Here is an 18,156-nt window from a genome sequence, read left to right as displayed (position 1 = left end):
TACCCGGGCGACTCATCGCCCGGGTTTTTTATTTAAATTTGGATCAAACAGATCAATTATGATAGGTGAAAGAGAAAAACGGTTCATGCAAATGGCAGTCGACTTATCCAGGAAGGGAATGGAGAACGGCGACGGCGGCCCCTTTGGCTCAATAGTGGTAAAAGGAGAGGAAGTGGTAGGCAGGGGCTGGAACCAGGTGTTGCTGCTCAATGATCCTACGGCGCATGCAGAAGTGGTGGCTATCCGGGATGCCTGCAAACAGCTGGGCACTTTCCAGTTACATGACTGTGAGATCTTTACCTCCTGCGAGCCCTGTCCCATGTGCCTGGGCGCTATCTACTGGGCAAGGCCACAGCGGGTGTATTTTGCCAACACCAAAGATGATGCAGCAGCTATCGGCTTTGACGATTCATTCATTTACAAGGAAATAGCCGTGCCGCACAGCGATAAAAAGATCCCCTTTATCTCTTTCTCTGATGCCGGTGCGCTGCAGGTGTTCAGGGAGTGGAAAGAAAAAGGGGATAAGACACTTTACTAAAGTTTGAGGTTTGAAGTTTGAGGTCTGAAGTTCGTTTAAAGTTAGAAGTCCAGCTATCTGCTTCAGGCAAATTACTTGTCTTCAACCTCCAACCTCTAACAAACCTCAAACCTCAAACGTCAAACCTCAAACTATTTAATCACAAAATACATGGTCCAATACCCCGCCAGCAACAAAAACAACACCGCCAGCACGATCAGCACCAGCTGTATATAATAATCCGCCGGCCTTCTGCGCCTGTTTCTTCTCCGCAGCTTGCGTAACAGGTCCCATTTCATTTCTCTAACCCAGTAGGGTATACGTTCTTTCTGGTCGATGGCCGCCAGTCCTTCGAGCGCGTCGCTGCAAAGCTCACAATCCGCCATATGTCTCTCTACTTCATGCTGCTCTTGCGGGCTGAGCCGCCCTTGTATATAATCCAGCAGCTGTTGCTGCCCGGGACATTGCCTGGTACTTACAAATATTTCGTTAAGATCCGCTTTCACAATATTTCAAATTAACGTTTATGGGTTGGTTGCTTTTCCAGCAAATGTTTCAGGTTACGTTTTCCGTTCTGTATATAGCTTTTTACCTGCAGCAGGCTGTAGCCTGTCTGGGCGGCTATCTGCTGATACGACTGCTTTGACAGGTAGAAGAGCCTCACACAGGTTTGTTGTTCTTTGTTCAGCATTTCCAGTGCATGCTCCATATTCTCCAGCTGCTGGTCTTTCTCAACGTACCCTGCAGTGTCTTCCTGCGCTGCCGTGCCTGGCATATGCTTGTCCGTTATTTCCTCCTGGTACCGTGTATGTTTCTGGCGCAGCTGCATCAGGCAATGGTTTTTGGCTACCTGGTAGATCCAGGCCCTGAAGAACTGTACTTCGTGTTTATTGACCTCTGACAGTACTTTGAGGAATACCTGCTGTACGCTGTCTCTGGCGTCCTCTTCATTTTTCAGGTATTTCATGCACATACCCAGCAGCAGTACAGCATAACGGTCAAACAGGATGCCGATCCATTCACTATTCCCGTCCGTCTTGTATCGCCGTAATAAATCTTCGTCAGTTAGTGGCAGGTTGTTATTCACAGGTTAAGTAAGAATGCTTATCAAATAGATGAACAAAGCTATTAAATTCCACAATTAAGCGGTGACTGTTGGCATAGCATGTTTGTGTCAAACTCTTGATATCAGAGGTTATCCAGTGCCTGTTGTGCGGCCTGCTTCATTGTTCCGTCCATGCGTACTACTTCCTTGAACATGCGTTTGGCTTTTCCTGTCTGGCCTTTGCTGCGATAGCAAACGCCCATCTGGTAGCGGGCCATTTCGCCTACACGGCCATTATTGGCAGTGAGGCGTTTATAGCGGGAAATAGCTTCATCCAGGTTGCCCTGTTGCTGGTACACCATGGCTGCCTTGTACAGGTATTCATCTGTGTCCACTATGGCAGAGGAGGAGGGGGCAGTCTTTGCAGCGGCCGGTTTGCTGGCAGTGTTGTTATTTTCGTCTTTCTCCTTGCCCTTGCTGTTATTATTGCTGTCGTCTTTCTTGTCTGTTTTATCTGCGGCGGCGGCTGCTGCCATCACAGGGGTATCCTTCTTCACCTGGGGTTTGGCAACACTGTCTTTAGCGGCTGCCTTTTTCAGCCGGAGGGAGTCTGCTGCTTTAGCTGCAGCAATTGCAGCGGCCTTTCTGGTAGCGCTGTCTGCAGCTGCCTTTTTAGCAAGTGCAGCTTTAGCGCTGTCTTTTACCGCGGGCGGCGGCGTAGCGGCGGGCACTGTATTAGCGGACGTTGTATTGGCGCCTGGTGTGGACGCCAGTATCACCGGTTTAGATTGCAAGGTCTGGCTGTCTGCAGCTGGCGGTGGTGCAGACGCTATGGCGGCTGCAGGTACCACCGGTACGGCTGCGGGCCGCGCCATCACAGGTTTGTTTCGGTTATATTGCTGCATGAAGTAGAGCAGGCTGCCGCCTCCTGCAACAAAAGCTACCAGCCAGAAATAGATCAGCAGGCTTTCCCGTTTTTTCGCCCTGCGCACATAACGTTCCATTTTCTGCAGCTGGGATACGGGTTTGATGCTGTCCCGGATATATTGCTGGATGCCGGTGGACAGGCTCACATATTTCTCCAGCTGTCCTTCCTTGTGCAGCGCCTGTAAGGCGTCGAAGCACAGGTTGCAGTCTACCAGGTGCTGTTCCACCAGGTGCTTTTCAATATCGGTCAGCCTGCCTTCCAGGTACCTGGGCAACTGATCTTTATTAAGGCAACGTACACCCGCAAAGATCTTCAGCAATCGTTCATTATAACTGATACTATTTGACATGGGATTGATTCGTGAGTTGCATGGCCAGTCTGCTCTTGGCTTTTTTAAGGAGATGCCGGACTTTTTCGGGTGTATATCCTTTTTGAGCAGCCAGATCGGCAAAGTTTTTATTTTCCAGATAAAATTGTTCCACCAGGTACCGGTCGTCTGTGCTAAGCCCTGCAAGCGCCTGTTGTATCTGGGTGATGAGTGTCTGTTTTTCTATCGTATTAGAAGCGGCTTTTTCTACCCTGTTTTCAGTATGCAGCTGTTCTCTCGCTTCCCTCGAAGGGTAATAGGGAATCTGCTTATCTGGATGGGCAAAATAAGTTCTGGCGGTTTGGTGTACCCATTCACTGGCTTTCTGAATGCTTTGGGTTTTCAGGCCATTGCTCAGGCGTTGGAGCAGAGAAGGAAAAAGGGTCTGAGCACTTGTGCCGGGGTTATTTTTCAATGTAGGCAAACAGATCGCAACCAACAGGTGGCTGTACCTTTCCAGCAGCACGCCTTCGGCCTCCCGGTCCTTCAATTTCCTGGCCCGGGATATCAACTCTTTGTCGGAAAGATTACTTAATTGTTGGTACATTGCCTTATTATATATATTTACGTATGAATGCAAAAATGGTTCATTTATTTTCGCATTATTCCATAAAATAATAACATACTATTTACAATTAATATGCCATACGCCATCATCGTAGTGCCGGTTAGTCCCTTGCGTGCGGAGCCGTCTCATCGTAGTGAAATGATTTCCCAGGGGTTATGGGGAGAATGCGTAACACTCCTCGAAACCGGGGCCGACGGATGGGTAAAAATAAAGACCCAATACGACGGATATGAAGGCTGGACAACCGGCAGTCATCTCGAAGCCATTGACCAGCAGTTGTTTGATGCGCCTTACACCCATTACGCGCCTCACTGGGTAAGCCCGGTGAGCCTGAACGGATGGCCCATGTACATTCCCTACGGATGCCTGATCAAGGCGGAGCCAGGGGCCAAACGAACAACCTGGGGAAAGGCTGAGGTACAGTTTGAGGAAATACACCCGCTCGCTTCCCCCGCAGCCGGAGACGTGCAGCAGCAGCTGATGCGCATTGCTTCCCGGTTCCTCAATACCGGCTATCTCTGGGGCGGCCGTTCTGTGTTCGGGATCGACTGTTCGGGCTTCACACAGTCTGTATTTAAGATCCTCAATATTCCTTTGCTGCGCGATGCTTACCAGCAGGCTACCCAGGGCGTTACGGTCGATTTCCTGCAGGAAGCGCGTACGGGCGATCTGGCTTACTTTGATAATGCCGAAGGCCGCATTACGCATGTGGGCATCCTGCTGAACGATCAGGAGATCATCCATGCATCCGGCAAGGTAAGGATCGATCCGATCGATAACCAGGGCATCATTAACAAAGACACCGGCCTGCGTACACACAAGCTCAGGATCATTAAACGATTGCTGGCGTAAAATTTTTCTAACATTGGGGCGTGTGAGTATTTGGGGTGGGGGATATGATATCCGGCATTCGTTATTTCTCAAGCAATAGCTTGAGCGAAATGGCCATCATCAGCAGCGCAAAGATCTTTTTGATCAGGTGGTCAGGCAGGTTTACAGCCAGCCTCCCGCCCAGGTATCCGCCCGCCACAAAGCCGGCAGCAATGAAGAGCACATAACGGTAATCAATATAGCCCTGTTTGTAATATTGCAGCACGGCCATAATGCCAACCGGGAACATCAGCAATCCCAGGGTGGTGCCCTGCGCCTGGTGTTGCGAGAGACCGAAGAGATACACCAGGGCCGGTACTATGATAATACCGCCCCCGATGCCTACTACACCACTAAAAACGCCTGCCAGCACGCCCAGGATAATTAACCCCAGGATAATGGGAAGGGACATGCGCAATTATTTATTGGTGAACATTTGTTCGTACAATTTGATGCTTTCCTCGATGATCCGCTCTGCTACCTGTTTGTTCTGGAACTCTTCCACTTTCACGGTCTTGTTTTCCAGCTTCTTGTATTCCTCAAAGAAGTGACGCATTTCTGCTATGAAGTGCGGAGGCAGTTCCGAAATGTCGTTAATATGGTTCACGCTCATATCATTGGCGGCAACAGCAATGATCTTATCGTCGGCCTCGCCGCTGTCTATCATCTGCATTACGCCGATCACCTTGGCTTCCATGATGCACAGGGGCACTACGTCTACCTGGGAGAGGATGAGGATATCCAGCGGATCGTGATCATCGCAATAGGTGCGTGGTATAAAGCCATAGTTGGCCGGGTAATAAACGGAAGAATATAACACCCTGTCCAGCTTCAAAAGCCCGCTCTCTTTATCCAGTTCGTATTTGGCACGGCAGCCTTTCGGAATTTCGATGATTGCATTTACGATGTGAGGCACTTCTGATCCGGGACTAACACTATGCCATGGATTTGTTGTCATAATCTGCTTTTCTTTTATTGTTTCTCCAATTGATAAATAACTTACGATGCTTGTTTCACTGTTTGCCCTGCCGTAAACGGCTGACGTATAAATGGTTGGCCATAAGCTTTTCCGGCAGTACTGTTAAGCGCTGGCAAAAATAAAGCTCTAAATCCAGATTCCAAATTCCTGAACTAAGGAATTAATAATAGCGGAACGCCCGTATCCTGCCAGACACGGCTACCCCCATTATTAATTATTCATTCTTAATTATTAATTCATTTCACTGGTACAGGCGGCATTAAGGTATCAGGCTGCATAATCGCGCTGGAATCAAAAGTAGCAGGAGGAATATAGTTAGGGATAATGCTCTCAAAGGTGAGGGAGATCTTCCACTGCCCATGCTCCTTTACCAGCTGCAACATTTCTTTCTGTTTGGAAGATGAGTTGAGTACAGTAACAGTTGCCTTGTCGCCATTTTCCTTGCTGTCGATCACCTCTATTTTTGCATTCTTGATCTTTTCACGCTCGGTGTCATTGCGGCGGGCGTCAAAGAAGGAGTAGAGTTGTATTACCTGTTGCGACTCTTTGGTGGCGTATTCCCTGGCTTGTTCAAAATTGGATTCCTGTATCGCATGCATAAACTCGAGGGCAACTTCCTGAGGAGTAGCCCGTTTTTTACAACCGCTCAACATAATTCCCGTAATAAAGGCCAGGGTAAGAATTCGCAAATAATTGGTCATGCAGTCGCTGAATTAAAATATCATTAACAAAAATAGGGGGAAAGTCGAAATCTACAAAAGAAAGCAGCATGCTATGTTTGACAAATGCAACCTACCCGGCACAACGTCCCCGAATTTCAGGCGTTGAACATACTATAAACGCTGTTAACGAAGTGTTAATTGTGGATAAAGTCTACAGTCTAAAGTCCATGGTCCATAGTCCATAGCATATCCTGTTATTTCAGTTATCCTTTAGGCGGCATACTAAAACAACTGTATATGCTATGGACCATGGACCATGGACTATGGACCATCGACTAATGCTCCTCCCTTTCCTTGGCTCCCTCGTATGCCCTGATAATGGCCTTTACCAGGCGGTGCCTTACCACATCTTCTTCATCCAGCTGCAGGTAGCCGATGCCATCGATATTCCGGAGGATCCGGGTGGCTTTTTCCAGGCCGGATTTCTGGTTCTTGGGCAGGTCTATCTGCGTAAGGTCGCCGGTGATGATCGCTTTGGCAGAGGCGCCTATACGGGTCAGGAACATCTTCAGCTGCAGGTCCGTAGCGTTCTGGGCCTCATCCAGGATAATGAAGGAGTTGTCCAGTGTACGGCCACGCATATACGCGAGAGGCGCTATTTCAATTACGCGATTGGTCATAAAATAGCTGAGCTTATCAGCCGGTATCATATCATCCAGCGCATCGTACAGCGGGCGCAGATAGGGATCGATCTTCTCCTTCAGATCCCCGGGCAGGAAGCCGAGGCTTTCGCCTGCCTCCACCGCCGGGCGGGTGAGTATGATCTTGCGTACGGCCTTGTTCTTAAGGGCGCGTACCGCCAATGCTACCGCTGTATAGGTTTTACCAGTACCGGCGGGGCCGATGGCAAACACGACGTCGTTCTTCTCTGCCAGGGCCACCATCTTCTGCTGGTTGGCTGTCCGGGCCCTTACGGTACGTCCGTTGGGACCAAACACCAGTACATCGTTCGGGTTACGCTCTGTGAAATTGTCCACGCTTTCTTCGTCGCCCAGCAGCTGTTCAAAATAACCTTCTGTCAGGTTGCCGTTACGCTCCAGGTACTTCACGATCTGGCCGATCTTATCCTTAGCAGTGGCTACCTCTTCAGGCGCCCCGGATAATTTCAGCTGTGTGCCCCTGGAAAGTATTTTCAGCAGTGGGAATTTCTTTTTGAGCAGATCGAGTTTTCCGTTGTTAACTCCGAAAAACTCGATAGGGTTAATACTATCGAGGTTGATGATTGATTCTGTCAATTATAGTACGGTTTTAACGAATGATTTGTAATATAAATGATTTCTGTGCAAACCGGATAGCATTAGGTGTTAAGCAATTACTAAATTCGGAAGCCATTCTGCTTAAAGGCTTCCAGCCGCTCTGCTACTGCCGGGTTGCCCAGGGCGAATATACGTGCCGCCAGTACTGCTGCATTCCTGGCGCCTGCTTTGCCTACTGCCAGCGTTCCAACAGGTATGCCTGAAGGCATTTGCACAATTGAATATAAGGCGTCTATGCCGCCGGGTAATCCACCTTCCAAAGGTACGCCTAATACAGGTAAATGCGTATAGGCAGCTACTACTCCGGGGAGGTGCGCCGCCATACCGGCCGCTGCAATGATCAGGCCATAGCCATTCTGCGGGGCGTTGGTCACCGCTTCTTTTACCTTCTCCGGATTACGGTGGGCAGAGGCCACTACCATGTCGCCGGTGATGTTAAAATACTGGAGATAGCTCTGCGCTTCCTGCATTACAGGCTTGTCGGTTTCTGAACCCATGAGAATCAATACCTTCATCTGTTGTTGTTTTTGCGGGCAAAGATAGTGGATGTGAGCGAAATTTTTAGTCGGTAGTCCATAGCCAATGGTCCATAGACTACATCGTTTCTCAGGCAGCTGAACAACATAACTTGCTATGGACCATTGACTATGGACCGTGGACTAGCAAATTATTCTTACATTTAAGTTTTGAACAAGCCCCATCTATGAACCGGCTCAATTTGATTTTTATCGTGGATGACGATCCGATCCACCAGCAGATTGCCAAGATCATGATAGACAGACAGGGGATCAGTAACGCCATGAGGACTTTTTCGGACGCCCAGGAGGCATTGAGTTATCTGCGGGATCACCGCCAGAACGGTGAACAGCTTCCGGACGTAATACTACTGGATCTTAACATGCCCGTTATGGATGGGTGGGACTTCCTGGAGGAATATGCAGGATTTTACACCTCCCTGTCCAGGGACATCAGCATCTACGTGTTAACTTCCTCTATTGACGAGAATGACCGCGAGCGCGTAAACGCCTATTCTTTTGTGAAAGGCTATCTGACCAAACCGTTGTCAAGGGACATCATCTTACAGTTAGCAGAAAGCTAAGTTTGAAGTTTGAGGTTTGAGGGTCGTTAAAAGTTTGAAGTTGGATTAGCCTTCCAAGGCCCGTTACTGGCATTGAACCTCCAACCTCCAACGAACCTCAGACTTCAAACTTCAAACCTCAAACCAGACAATTCTTAAGTTGTTTGATCACTTCTTCCGGCCTCGGAGCGGAGAATACCGTGTTGCCCGCCACCAGCACATCTGCACCTGCTTCCACAATGGTAGCCGCGTTATCTACTGTGATGCCGCCGTCTACCTCTATCAGGGCATGGGCCTGGTGCTCATTGATCAGCGCCCTCAGCTGGCGCAGCTTGGGAAGGGTTTGCGGAATAAAGGATTGTCCGCCGAAGCCCGGGTTCACGCTCATTACCAGCACTACGTCTATATCTTTGATCACGTTCTCCAGGATCTGCACGGGCGTATGTGGGTTCAGCGCCACACCGGCTTTCATGCCCAGCGATTTTATCTGCTGTATATTACGATGCAGGTGCACACAGGCTTCCGCATGTACGGTGAGTATATTGGCGCCGGCCTTCTGAAAGGCTTCAGCATACTGTTCAGGATGTTCTATCATCAGGTGTACATCACAGACCTTGCTTGCGCGTTTGGTTACCTGCGATATAACGGGAAGGCCAAAACTGATATTGGGCACAAACTGCCCGTCCATTACGTCCAGGTGCAGCCATTCAGCCTCGCTGCGGTTCACCATATCCACTTCTTTCGCCAGTTCCAGGAAGTTAGCAGCCAGCAGGGATGGCGCTACTATTACGTGCTTCTTTTCCATTCTGTAAATCTAAGGGGCAAATCTCGAATCCCAAATTCCAAATCCCAAATTCCAAAGTTGCAAGCGCTAATCTGTCGTCTGTTTGGAATTTGTTATTTGGAATTTGCAATTTTCTCCAGGGCTTCCTTTGCTTCCCGGTAATCTTTTTTAAATGAGATCGCTTTCCTGTAGTCATCTGCAGCCGCTGCCTTATTGCCCAGCTGCTCATAGCACACACCGCGATAGTAATATGCTTCCGCCTCATTGGGCCGCGCCCTGGCGGCCAGGTTAAAATAAGAGAGCCCCGCTTTCCATTGCTGGCGGGCGGTTTCCTGTTTACCCAGGGCAATATAGGCCGGGGCATAGCCGGGATCGGTCTCCACACAGCGTTTATACGTAGCGGTGGCCTCTTTTGCTTTGCCCAGCTCCTCGTAATATTTTGCCAGCTCAAAGAGGGGATCAGCATTGGTTGGGTCCAGCTCAAGGGCCAGCTCGTAATATTTAGGCGCATCCGTGGCATGGCGGCTGTGCAGCAGGTCTGCCAGCTCCAGTACGGCATTGTATTCACTTTCCTTGCCCCCGGCCGTTACGGCTGCTTTCAGGTGGGCAATGGCCTGCGTGGTATCCTTCCTGTCTTCTGCAATACGGGCTTTCAGGTAAAAAGATTGCGGCACAGATTCAGGCTTTTCGCCCATCACCCCGGCCAGGCTGTCTGCCCGCTCATAATGGCCTTTTTCTATCCAGGCTGTGGCCAGGCGGTATTGCAAATAAGTATTCCCCGGAACGGTTTGCAGGGCCTTCTCAAAGAAATTGCCTGCCTTTTCATACTGCTCTGTTACCAGTGCGGCTTCCCCTGCACCTGCCCAATGGTCGGTAGCCTTGGGATCCAGCTGTGCCGCCTTCTCAAAATCGTTCAGGGCCAACGCCGGATCGGTATTGAACAGCAGCAGTCCGCGCCGGAAATACAGGTTGGCATTGTCCGGGAACTGGCGGATGGAGTCCGTCAGCGGCAGCAACAGGGGGCTGTGTAATACAGAATCCCCGGGCTGGTTCGCCTGTTGGCGGGTACCGCTTTGCTGACAAGCAAGGCATAGGAGCAAAAATAACAGTGGCAGATATTTCATAAGATCAGTCTAAACAAGGCACGAAAATAAGAAGGATAGGGAAAAAAAATAATATCGGGGATCTGGGCGGCTGGAAAGAACCGTTGCAAATGACCGGCTGGAATCCATGCAGGATCTTATGGGTTCACATATCTTTCTACGAGAGCCATCCAGGATATATCGGAGATAACTGCGATCTATAAAAAGGGCTTATATCTCACTTATAACTCCCAGATAACAGGCTTATATAGGGCAGATATCCTGCTGAAAAGCCGCAGCCATACAGCTTTCCAGCCGAACTAGCAGCAAAGAGTAATAGGTTTTAACTATGAAAGGGCTGATAAATAGAAAAAGCTGGCAATTTTGCCAGCTTTTTAAGAGAAATTATCTAAAATTAGCTAGAATTGCATCATCCATTCTTTGAGCGCTCCGTAGTCATTTGGCAGCAGCACGGCATGCTTAGGTAGTGCATACAGCGCCTTCACCCTCTCCGGGATTTCAATAGCCGCCTGTAGTTCTTTTGGAGCAGTATCTGCAAACTTTACCGGGTGGGCGGTTTCCAGAAAGATGCCGGTGGCGGGACTGCCCGCTTGTTCCAGGTATTGTTTTAAGCCCAGGTAGCCTACGGCCCCGTGGGGGTCCAGCATATAACCGTGAGCTTTCCATACCTGCTCCATAGCGGCCACGGTTTGGTGGTCGTTAAAGCTGTAGGACGACATTTTCTGCTGCAGCGAGGGCAGGCTGTTGGAGAACAGCTGCAGGATGCGCACAAAATTGCTGGGATCCGCTACATCCATGGCGTTAGACAGGGTAGGGGTGGCCGGGTGCGGCTCATATTGTCCGCTGTGCATGAAGCGGGGCACCGTATCATTCACATTGGTGCTGGCTACAAAATGCCGTACGGGCAATCCCATAGCCGTGGCCATGATACCGGCGCAAATGTTGCCGAAATTGCCGCTGGGCACAGAAAACACGATTTCCGGGTTCATTCCCTCCACGTTCACCTGCTTACAGGCCAGCAGGTAGTAGAACATCTGCGGCAGCCAGCGCGCCACGTTAATAGAGTTGGCCGAGGTGAGCAGGCAACGCTGCTGCAGCTCCTGGTCCAGGAAGGCTGTCTTCACCATGCGCTGGCAATCGTCAAAAGTACCCTGTATTTCCAGGGCCGTGATATTGCCGTTCAGGGTGGTCAGCTGTTTCTCCTGCAGGGTGCTCACTTTACCGCTGGGATAGAGGATCACTACCCGTACGCCCGGTACGTGATGGAACCCCGCGGCCACCGCGCCGCCGGTATCGCCCGAGGTGGCCACCAGCACGGTGACCGGCCTTTCGTCATTACGGCGGAAATAGCCCAGGCAGCCTGCCATAAAGCGGGCGCCTACATCTTTGAAGGCCAGGGTGGGGCCATGGAACAGTTCCAGTGCATAGATGTCTTTCTCCACTTGCTGCAGTGGAAAAGGGAAATTGAGCGTGTCGTGTATGATACTTTGCAGGGTGGCGCTGGGGATCTCGTTGCCAACAAAAGGCTGGATGGCCCTGTAGGCAATGTCAAGATCGTCATAGTTCTCCAGGTAATTCACCAGGTCTTTTTCCAAAACAGGAACATGGTCCGGGAAATAGAGCCCTTTATCGGGCGCCAGACCGGCTACCACGGCTTGTTCAAAAGATACCTGGTGTTGTTTATCGTTTAAGCTGAAATATTGCATGCCAGTTGTTAGTTGTAAGTCGTCAGTTGTCAGTCGTCAGTGAATAAAGCGAAAATAATTCGGCCTAATTACTTACGACTAACGACTTGCGACTAATGACTTATAATTTTCACTCCCTCTTTATTGATCGGTGAAACATGTACTTTATAATCCACGCCCAAAGGCGCATATACGCTATCCATGGTAGCAGCTACCTGCCGGGCAACGGCTTCTCCTTTGCTCAGCATGAATACGGAAGGGCCTGAGCCGGAGATGCCTCCTCCCAGCGCGCCTGTTTCCTTGCATTTCAGCTTCAGCTCATAGAAGGCCGGGATGAGGATGGCGCGTACGGGTTCCACGATCACGTCTTCCAGTGCGCGACTGATCAGGCCATAGTTCTGTTGGTACAGGCCTGCTACCAGGGCGCCTACATTGCCCCACTGGCGGATGGCGTCTGTCATCAGGACTTTCTGTTTCAGTATCTCGCGGGCGTCGGAGGTTTTTACCTCGATCTGCGGATGGATCACGGTTACCCAGAGATCATCCGGTGTGTGCAGACCAGTAATGTCCAGCGGCTTGTAGCTTCTTACCAGGGTAAAGCCGCCCATGATGGCGGGGGCTACGTTATCGGCGTGGGCGGCGCCGCTGGCCAGTCTTTCGCCTTCCATGGCAAAGCGTACCAGCTGCTTGGATGTAAAGGGTTGCCCCAGCAGGTGGTTGGCGCCAACCACGGCGCCTGCAGAGCTGGCGGCGCTGGAGCCGATGCCGCTGCCGGGCTGTATATTTTTGAAGATCTCTACTTCGAAACCGGTTTCCGGGTTGTCATACTTCTGTAGCAATGCCTGCAGTGCTACCCCAGCCACGTTCTGCGCGGCGTCGGTAGAGAGACGGGCGCCGTGGACGGCTTTGATCTGCACACCCGGTATGTCGCTTTTCCGGATGATCATCTCGTCGCCGGGTGCATCCATGGCCAGTCCTACTACGTCGAACCCGCAGGCTACATTGGCAACGGTAGCGGGGGCAAATACTTTTATACAGTCCATTTGGTTTGGTTTAAGCGTTGGTTCATTTATCTCACTGTTCTGATAATATCTGCAAAGATCCCGGATGCCGTTACATCTGCGCCTGCTCCGGCGCCTCTTACGATCAGCGGTTGCTGGGAATACCGGTTAGTAGTGTAAAGTACAATATTATCCTTGCCTTCCAGCTTGAAGAAAGGATGATCCGGCGCAACAGACTGCAGCCCTACGGATGCTTTACCGTTCTCATAACTGGCTACAAACTTCAGCCGTTTACCTTCATTATCGGCCTGCTGGCGCAGCTGTTTGAAATGATCTGCATGCACATCCAGCTGCTCATAGAATTCCGCTACGGAAGGCGCTTCCAGGGCGGCGGCTGGCAGGAAGGAGTGGTTGGTGATATCGTCCAGCTCCATTACAGCGCCGCTTTCGCGCGCCAGGATCAGGATCTTGCGCATCACGTCTGTACCGCTGAGGTCTATACGCGGATCGGGCTCGGTATAGCCTTCGTCCTGCGCTGCCTGTACTACTTCGCGGAAGGAAGCATCGCCAACAAAATGATTGAATACGAAGTTGAGGCTGCCCGATAATACGGCTGCTATGCTGTTCACCTTGTCGCCGCTGCGTATCAGGTCGTTCAGGGTGTTGATCACCGGGAGGCCGGCGCCCACATTGGTTTCGAACAGGAAGGAAGCGTTATAGCGGCGGGCCAGGTCTTTCAGCTTTTTATAGGCAGCATAGTCTGCTGAGCAGGCGATCTTGTTACAGGTCACCACAGAGATGCCATGCTGCAGAAACTCGCCGTAAACGGCCGCTACATCCGGGCTGGCGGTATTATCAACAAATACGCTGTTGCGCAGGTTGAGGGATTTGATCTTTTGTACAAAAGCCCACATATCGGAAGACTCGCCCTGTTCCTGTAATTGCTCACGCCATTGAGACAGGTTAATGGTCTCATGCCCGAACAGCATTTTCTTGCTGTTGGCAATGCCCGTTACCCTGATCTGCAGGCCCAGCTCCTGTTGCAGGTAATCGTGCTGCTGCTCCAGCTGTTCCAGCAGTTTGCCGCCTACATTCCCTACGCCCGCAATGAACACGTTCACCTGCTTGAGGGGCTCTTCAAAGAAAGCCTCGTGGATCACGTTCAGGGCCTTTTTAATATCGGCCCTGTTGATCACGGCAGAGATGTTCTTTTCAGTAGAGCCCTGTGCGATGGCGCGTACATTTACGCCATTGCGGCCCAGTGCGCCGAACAGCTTTCCGCTGGTGCCGTGGTGGTTCTTCATCTTGTCGCCTACAACGGCTACGATGCACATATCTCTTTCCACGAGCAGCGGTTCTATCTGCTTTTCCTGTATTTCCTGTGCAAACTCGCTATCCACCGTGGTTTTGGCTTTCAGCATATCCGCTTCGTGTATGCCTACGGTGATGGAGTGCTCGGAGGAGCTTTGGGTGATCAGGATCACGTTGATGCGTTCCTGCAGGAGCGCATCAAAGAGGCGTTTGGAGAAGCCGGGGATGCCGATCATGCCGCTGCCTTCCAGGGTAAGCAGGGCAATGTGCTGGATACCGGAGATACCGGTTACCGGGTAGCTGCGGTTATGCCCGTCCTGTATATGGATCAGGGTGCCATGATCTTCGGGAACGAAAGTGTTCTTTACCCAGATAGGGATGCGTTTATTCATTACCGGTTGGATGGTGGGCGGATAGATCACTTTGGCGCCGAAGTGGGACAGCTCCATGGCCTCTTCGTAACTGATATAGGGGATGGGGATTGCCTGGGATACCAGGCGCGGGTCGGCGGTCATCATGCCGCTAACGTCGGTCCATATATCCAGTACTTCCGCGTTGAGGGCGGCGGCCATAATGGCGGCGGTGTAATCAGAACCGCCACGGCCCAGGGTAGTGGTCTCTCCCTCGGGAGTAGCGGCCACAAAGCCCGGTACCACTACATAATCGGCTCTTTCTTCCTGGAAATATTCGCCTATCTGGTGATTGGTAGCTAAAAAGTTAACGTGTGCGGAGCCGAAGTGGGCGTCTGTCAGGATCAGCTCCCGGCTGTCTTTCCATACGGCCGGGGCGCCCAGCTGTTTCAGCTTTTCCGCGAGAAGGTAGGAAGACATCAGTTCTCCGAAGCTCATGATCTTGTCGAGCGAACGTTTGCTCAGCTCTCCCACCTGGAAGATACCATCGCAAAGGATCTCGAGGGCATTGAGCTTTTTCTTTACCTGGCTTATCAGGCTGCTCTGGACGGTAATAGGGAAGAGGCCACGGATGGTATCGAGGTGCTGGGCCTCGATCTCCCCGAGCGCGTCCTTATACTGCTCCTGTCCTTGTCCGGCCAGCTGTCCGCAGCGGATCAGCTTATCAGTAATGCCGCTCATCGCGGAAGCCACAATAACAAAGCGGCCCTGGGGCTTCTGATGAAGGATAATATTACAAACCTGTTCTATGGCTCTGGTACTGCCCATGGAAGTACCTCCAAATTTTAATACCTGCATGTGAAAGAGTATTTGTGCGTACAAAAGGTGATCTCCCTTCCGGGAACTTACCACTTAACTAGTGGTCGCTGGGTGATATGTTAACATTAACCCCGGAGCGGGGTTGTAATTGTGGTTGTTGTAATAGTGCTGGTGCCAGCTCCGGAGCAGGAGCGGGAAGCAGAAGTGAAATATGTGGATTTCAGTAGCACTATTAAAGAGATTTTACTTTCCGACAACAAAAGTGAACATTTAATCTTTAAAAAACAATACAATTGTCAAAGTTTTGAAATTATTTAAATAAAATTACGTTGTTAAGAGAAATTGACAATTATTGGGGCGGGTGCATATTATTATTAATACTCCTGTGATCATATGAGGCAAAAACTGTTACTCCTGTTTATGCTGGCGGCATTATTCAGCTGCAGTAAGTCCGACGACAAACCAGGCAACGCATTACCGGTAGATTACAACAACAAAGGCACAGGAGCTGCTGCCCACGACCTGCTCAGCGGGGCGCCCTACGGTTCCATGAGGATCGAGATCCAGTATATGACGGGTTTCCGGCCGGAGGATGCGGCGGTGAATCATCTGCTGTCCCTGATCAACACCCGCCTGAATAAGCCCGGGGGCGTACAGGTGGTGTATAAGGAAATACCTGCCAGCACCAAGGAGGTATTGTCGTTAGACGAGGTGGCCATGTTGGAAAAGCAGTACCGCACGGTGTACACCCGGGGGGCGGAAATGGGCATTTATTTTCTCTTTACCAGCGGGGCTTATAACAAAAACGGTGTGCTGGGCATCGCCTATCGCAACACCTCTATGTGTCTTTTTGGCAAAACGGTAGCTGAGCACTCTGGCGGGATAGGGCAGTCCAGCCGTACGGTATTGGAGTCTACCGTCATGGAGCATGAGCTGGGGCATTTACTGGGATTGGTAGATATCGGCTCTCCCATGCAAACGCCCCATAAGGATGCGCAGCATGGAAACCACTGCAGCAACGAGGACTGCCTGATGTATTACGCCGCTGAAACAACTGATATACTGGGTTCCCTGGGCGGTGTCATCCCAAATTTTGATAATGCCTGCCTGGCTGATCTGAAGGCAAACGGGGGGAAATAGTTTGAAGTCTGAGGTTTGAGGTTTGAAGTTTGAAGTCTGAGGTTTGAGGTTTGAAGTTTGAGGTTTGAGGTTTGTTAAACGTTTGAGGTTCAGGACAGATATGCCGTTTCAGCATGCCTATCCTGAACCTCAAACTTCAAACCTCAAACTAATATTTTATCTTTGCTGAACGTTATGACTTACTTCCGCAATTTCACATATCACATCGACAAGAGGAAATGGAAATACTATTTCCTGCTGGCCACGCTGGCGATGGATTCGGTTATAGGTGGAGCTGCCAGATATTAGCTACTAGCTTCTAGCTACTAGCAGCTAGCAGCTAGCAGCTAGCAGCTAGCAGCTTATGCTGCATAACCAGATACCCGCTTCATTCATCATACATCAAAATCATTGTAACATGCCTCAATATCATCGACTGGGACAAGTTCCCCATAAACGTCATACCCAGTTCCGTAAGCCGGACGGCGGCCTGTATTCAGAGCAGCTGTTCTCTACGGAAGGTTTTTCATCCCACTATTCCCTGCTGTACCATTGTCATCCGCCTACAGAGATCACGCGGGTGGATGAGCCCTATTCCGTAGCGCCCCGCATAGCGGAAGAGAAGATGCTGAAGCACCGCAGCTTCCAGGGCTTTGAGATCCGGCCGGTGGCAGATTACCTCGCGAGCCGTAAACCGGTGCTGGTGAACAGCGATTGTCATATTTCGCTGGCAGCGCCGCAGCAGAGCATGCAGGATTATTTCTACAAAAATGCAGATGCCGATGAGCTGATCTTCGTACATGAGGGCTCCGGTATTTTACATACACAATACGGGCAGTTGCCTTTTGGCTATGGTGATTACCTGGTGATCCCCAGGGGCACCATTTACCAGATAGCGTTTGCAGGCAGCGAGAACCGCCTGTTCATCGTAGAATCGTTTAGCCCTATCCGTTTCCCTAAACGGTATCTGAGCCAATACGGCCAGCTGATGGAGCATGCGCCCTTCTGCGAGCGGGATATCCGCCAGCCGCAGGACCTGGTAACGATAGACCAGGCAGGTGATTTCCTGATCCGGATCAAGAAGAAGGGCATGATGTACCCGATCCATTATGGGCATCATCCTTTTGATGTGATTGGCTGGGATGGATGCGAATATCCGTTTGCATTTTCTATTCATGATTTTGAGCCGATCACGGGACGGGTGCATCAGCCGCCGCCGGTGCACCAGACCTTTGAGGGAAGTAATTTTGTGGTGTGCTCTTTTTGTCCGAGGATGTTTGATTATCACCCGCAGTCTATTCCCGCGCCGTATAATCATAGCAATATAGACAGTGATGAGCTGTTGTATTATGTGGATGGAGATTTTATGAGCCGCAAGCATGTAACGAGGGGGATGATCACCTTGCATCCCGGTGGGATACCGCATGGGCCGCATCCGGGCGCGGTGGAGAAGAGTATTGGTGCGAAGGAGACGAAAGAGCTGGCGGTGATGGTGGATACTTTTCATCCCTTGCAGATCACGGAAGAGGCGTTGAAGATAGAGGATACGAAGTATGTGATGAGTTGGGCGGAGTAGCTGTACAGCAAATTTTTTACGAGGCTGACCTTGATACCCGGTCAGCCTCGTATGAAATGCACTATTCAAAAAAATCAC

19 protein-coding genes are annotated in these 18,156 nt (G+C 50.6%); 5 read left to right on the top strand and 14 right to left on the bottom strand.

Annotated elements, in window-relative coordinates:
• The first annotated feature begins 58 nt into the window (after positions 1–58).
• Complete coding sequence (locus tag ACR9Y8_RS05620) at positions 59–538, top strand: nucleoside deaminase (RefSeq protein WP_481212258.1); 480 nt, start codon at positions 59–61, stop codon at positions 536–538.
• 131 nt (positions 539–669) lie between these two features.
• On the opposite strand, the gene ACR9Y8_RS05615 is transcribed toward ACR9Y8_RS05620, so the two are convergent.
• From ACR9Y8_RS05615 to ACR9Y8_RS05600, 4 genes are all read right to left on the bottom strand, one after another.
• Positions 670–1,023: an anti-sigma factor family protein gene (locus ACR9Y8_RS05615; protein WP_481212257.1), complete on the bottom strand. Its 354-nt coding sequence runs from the start codon at positions 1,021–1,023 to the stop codon at positions 670–672.
• An 11-nt stretch (positions 1,024–1,034) separates the two neighbouring features.
• Complete coding sequence (locus tag ACR9Y8_RS05610) at positions 1,035–1,604, bottom strand: RNA polymerase sigma factor (protein ID WP_481212256.1); 570 nt, start codon at positions 1,602–1,604, stop codon at positions 1,035–1,037.
• Between the two features lie 101 nt (positions 1,605–1,705).
• Complete coding sequence (locus ACR9Y8_RS05605; protein WP_481212255.1) at positions 1,706–2,839, bottom strand: tetratricopeptide repeat protein; 1,134 nt, start codon at positions 2,837–2,839, stop codon at positions 1,706–1,708.
• The gene (locus ACR9Y8_RS05600) at positions 2,829–3,404 is read right to left on the bottom strand and encodes an RNA polymerase sigma factor (protein ID WP_481212254.1); all 576 of its coding nucleotides are present in this window, start codon (positions 3,402–3,404) and stop codon (positions 2,829–2,831) included. The genes ACR9Y8_RS05605 and ACR9Y8_RS05600 overlap by 11 nt, the downstream gene beginning before the upstream one ends.
• Positions 3,405–3,497: 93 nt before the next feature.
• Between ACR9Y8_RS05600 and ACR9Y8_RS05595 the strand changes: the two genes are divergently transcribed.
• Positions 3,498–4,277: a C40 family peptidase gene (locus ACR9Y8_RS05595; protein WP_481212253.1), complete on the top strand. Its 780-nt coding sequence runs from the start codon at positions 3,498–3,500 to the stop codon at positions 4,275–4,277.
• A 61-nt stretch (positions 4,278–4,338) separates the two neighbouring features.
• Here ACR9Y8_RS05595 and ACR9Y8_RS05590 read toward each other — a convergent pair whose 3' ends face one another.
• From ACR9Y8_RS05590 to purE, 5 genes are all read right to left on the bottom strand, one after another.
• Positions 4,339–4,707, bottom strand: a complete 369-nt coding sequence (locus ACR9Y8_RS05590) for a sulfite exporter TauE/SafE family protein (protein WP_481212252.1) — start codon at positions 4,705–4,707, stop codon at positions 4,339–4,341.
• Positions 4,708–4,713: 6 nt separating this feature from the next.
• A complete protein-coding gene (locus ACR9Y8_RS05585; RefSeq protein WP_481212251.1) occupies positions 4,714–5,253 on the bottom strand; it encodes an inorganic diphosphatase in 540 nt (179 codons plus the stop codon).
• Positions 5,254–5,510: 257 nt separating this feature from the next.
• Positions 5,511–5,975, bottom strand: coding sequence for a DUF4878 domain-containing protein (locus ACR9Y8_RS05580; protein WP_481212250.1), 465 nt, complete (start codon positions 5,973–5,975; stop codon positions 5,511–5,513).
• A gap of 296 nt (positions 5,976–6,271) precedes the next feature.
• A complete protein-coding gene (locus tag ACR9Y8_RS05575; RefSeq protein ID WP_481212249.1) occupies positions 6,272–7,231 on the bottom strand; it encodes a PhoH family protein in 960 nt (319 codons plus the stop codon).
• A gap of 80 nt (positions 7,232–7,311) precedes the next feature.
• Positions 7,312–7,767, bottom strand: coding sequence for a 5-(carboxyamino)imidazole ribonucleotide mutase (gene purE, locus ACR9Y8_RS05570; protein WP_481212248.1), 456 nt, complete (start codon positions 7,765–7,767; stop codon positions 7,312–7,314).
• A gap of 188 nt (positions 7,768–7,955) precedes the next feature.
• Between purE and ACR9Y8_RS05565 the strand changes: the two genes are divergently transcribed.
• Positions 7,956–8,351: a response regulator gene (locus ACR9Y8_RS05565; RefSeq protein ID WP_481212247.1), complete on the top strand. Its 396-nt coding sequence runs from the start codon at positions 7,956–7,958 to the stop codon at positions 8,349–8,351.
• A gap of 118 nt (positions 8,352–8,469) precedes the next feature.
• Here the strand turns inward: ACR9Y8_RS05565 and rpe are convergent, their stop codons facing one another.
• The 5 genes from rpe to thrA form a co-directional block, all read right to left on the bottom strand.
• Positions 8,470–9,135: a ribulose-phosphate 3-epimerase gene (rpe, locus tag ACR9Y8_RS05560; protein ID WP_481212246.1), complete on the bottom strand. Its 666-nt coding sequence runs from the start codon at positions 9,133–9,135 to the stop codon at positions 8,470–8,472.
• Between the two features lie 92 nt (positions 9,136–9,227).
• Positions 9,228–10,238, bottom strand: a complete 1,011-nt coding sequence (locus ACR9Y8_RS05555; protein WP_481212245.1) for a tetratricopeptide repeat protein — start codon at positions 10,236–10,238, stop codon at positions 9,228–9,230.
• A 377-nt stretch (positions 10,239–10,615) separates the two neighbouring features.
• Complete coding sequence (thrC, locus tag ACR9Y8_RS05550; RefSeq protein WP_481212244.1) at positions 10,616–11,923, bottom strand: threonine synthase; 1,308 nt, start codon at positions 11,921–11,923, stop codon at positions 10,616–10,618.
• 92 nt (positions 11,924–12,015) lie between these two features.
• Positions 12,016–12,945 carry a homoserine kinase gene (locus tag ACR9Y8_RS05545; protein WP_481212243.1) on the bottom strand — a complete coding sequence of 310 codons (930 nt, stop codon included), beginning with the start codon at positions 12,943–12,945 and terminating at the stop codon, positions 12,016–12,018.
• Positions 12,946–12,971: 26 nt separating this feature from the next.
• On the bottom strand, positions 12,972–15,422 hold the full coding sequence (gene thrA, locus ACR9Y8_RS05540; protein ID WP_481212242.1) for a bifunctional aspartate kinase/homoserine dehydrogenase I: 2,451 nt from the start codon (positions 15,420–15,422) through the stop codon (positions 12,972–12,974).
• Positions 15,423–15,776: 354 nt separating this feature from the next.
• Here thrA and ACR9Y8_RS05535 point away from each other — a divergent pair, with 354 nt between their 5' ends.
• Positions 15,777–16,523: a M12 family metallo-peptidase gene (locus ACR9Y8_RS05535; RefSeq protein ID WP_481212241.1), complete on the top strand. Its 747-nt coding sequence runs from the start codon at positions 15,777–15,779 to the stop codon at positions 16,521–16,523.
• 397 nt (positions 16,524–16,920) lie between these two features.
• The gene (locus ACR9Y8_RS05530; RefSeq protein WP_481212240.1) at positions 16,921–18,078 is read left to right on the top strand and encodes a homogentisate 1,2-dioxygenase; all 1,158 of its coding nucleotides are present in this window, start codon (positions 16,921–16,923) and stop codon (positions 18,076–18,078) included.
• Positions 18,079–18,156 lie beyond the last annotated feature (78 nt).

This window comes from Chitinophaga sp. SVR4-12A (assembly GCF_056754765.1).
This window is presented reverse-complemented; position numbering and strand designations above follow the sequence as displayed.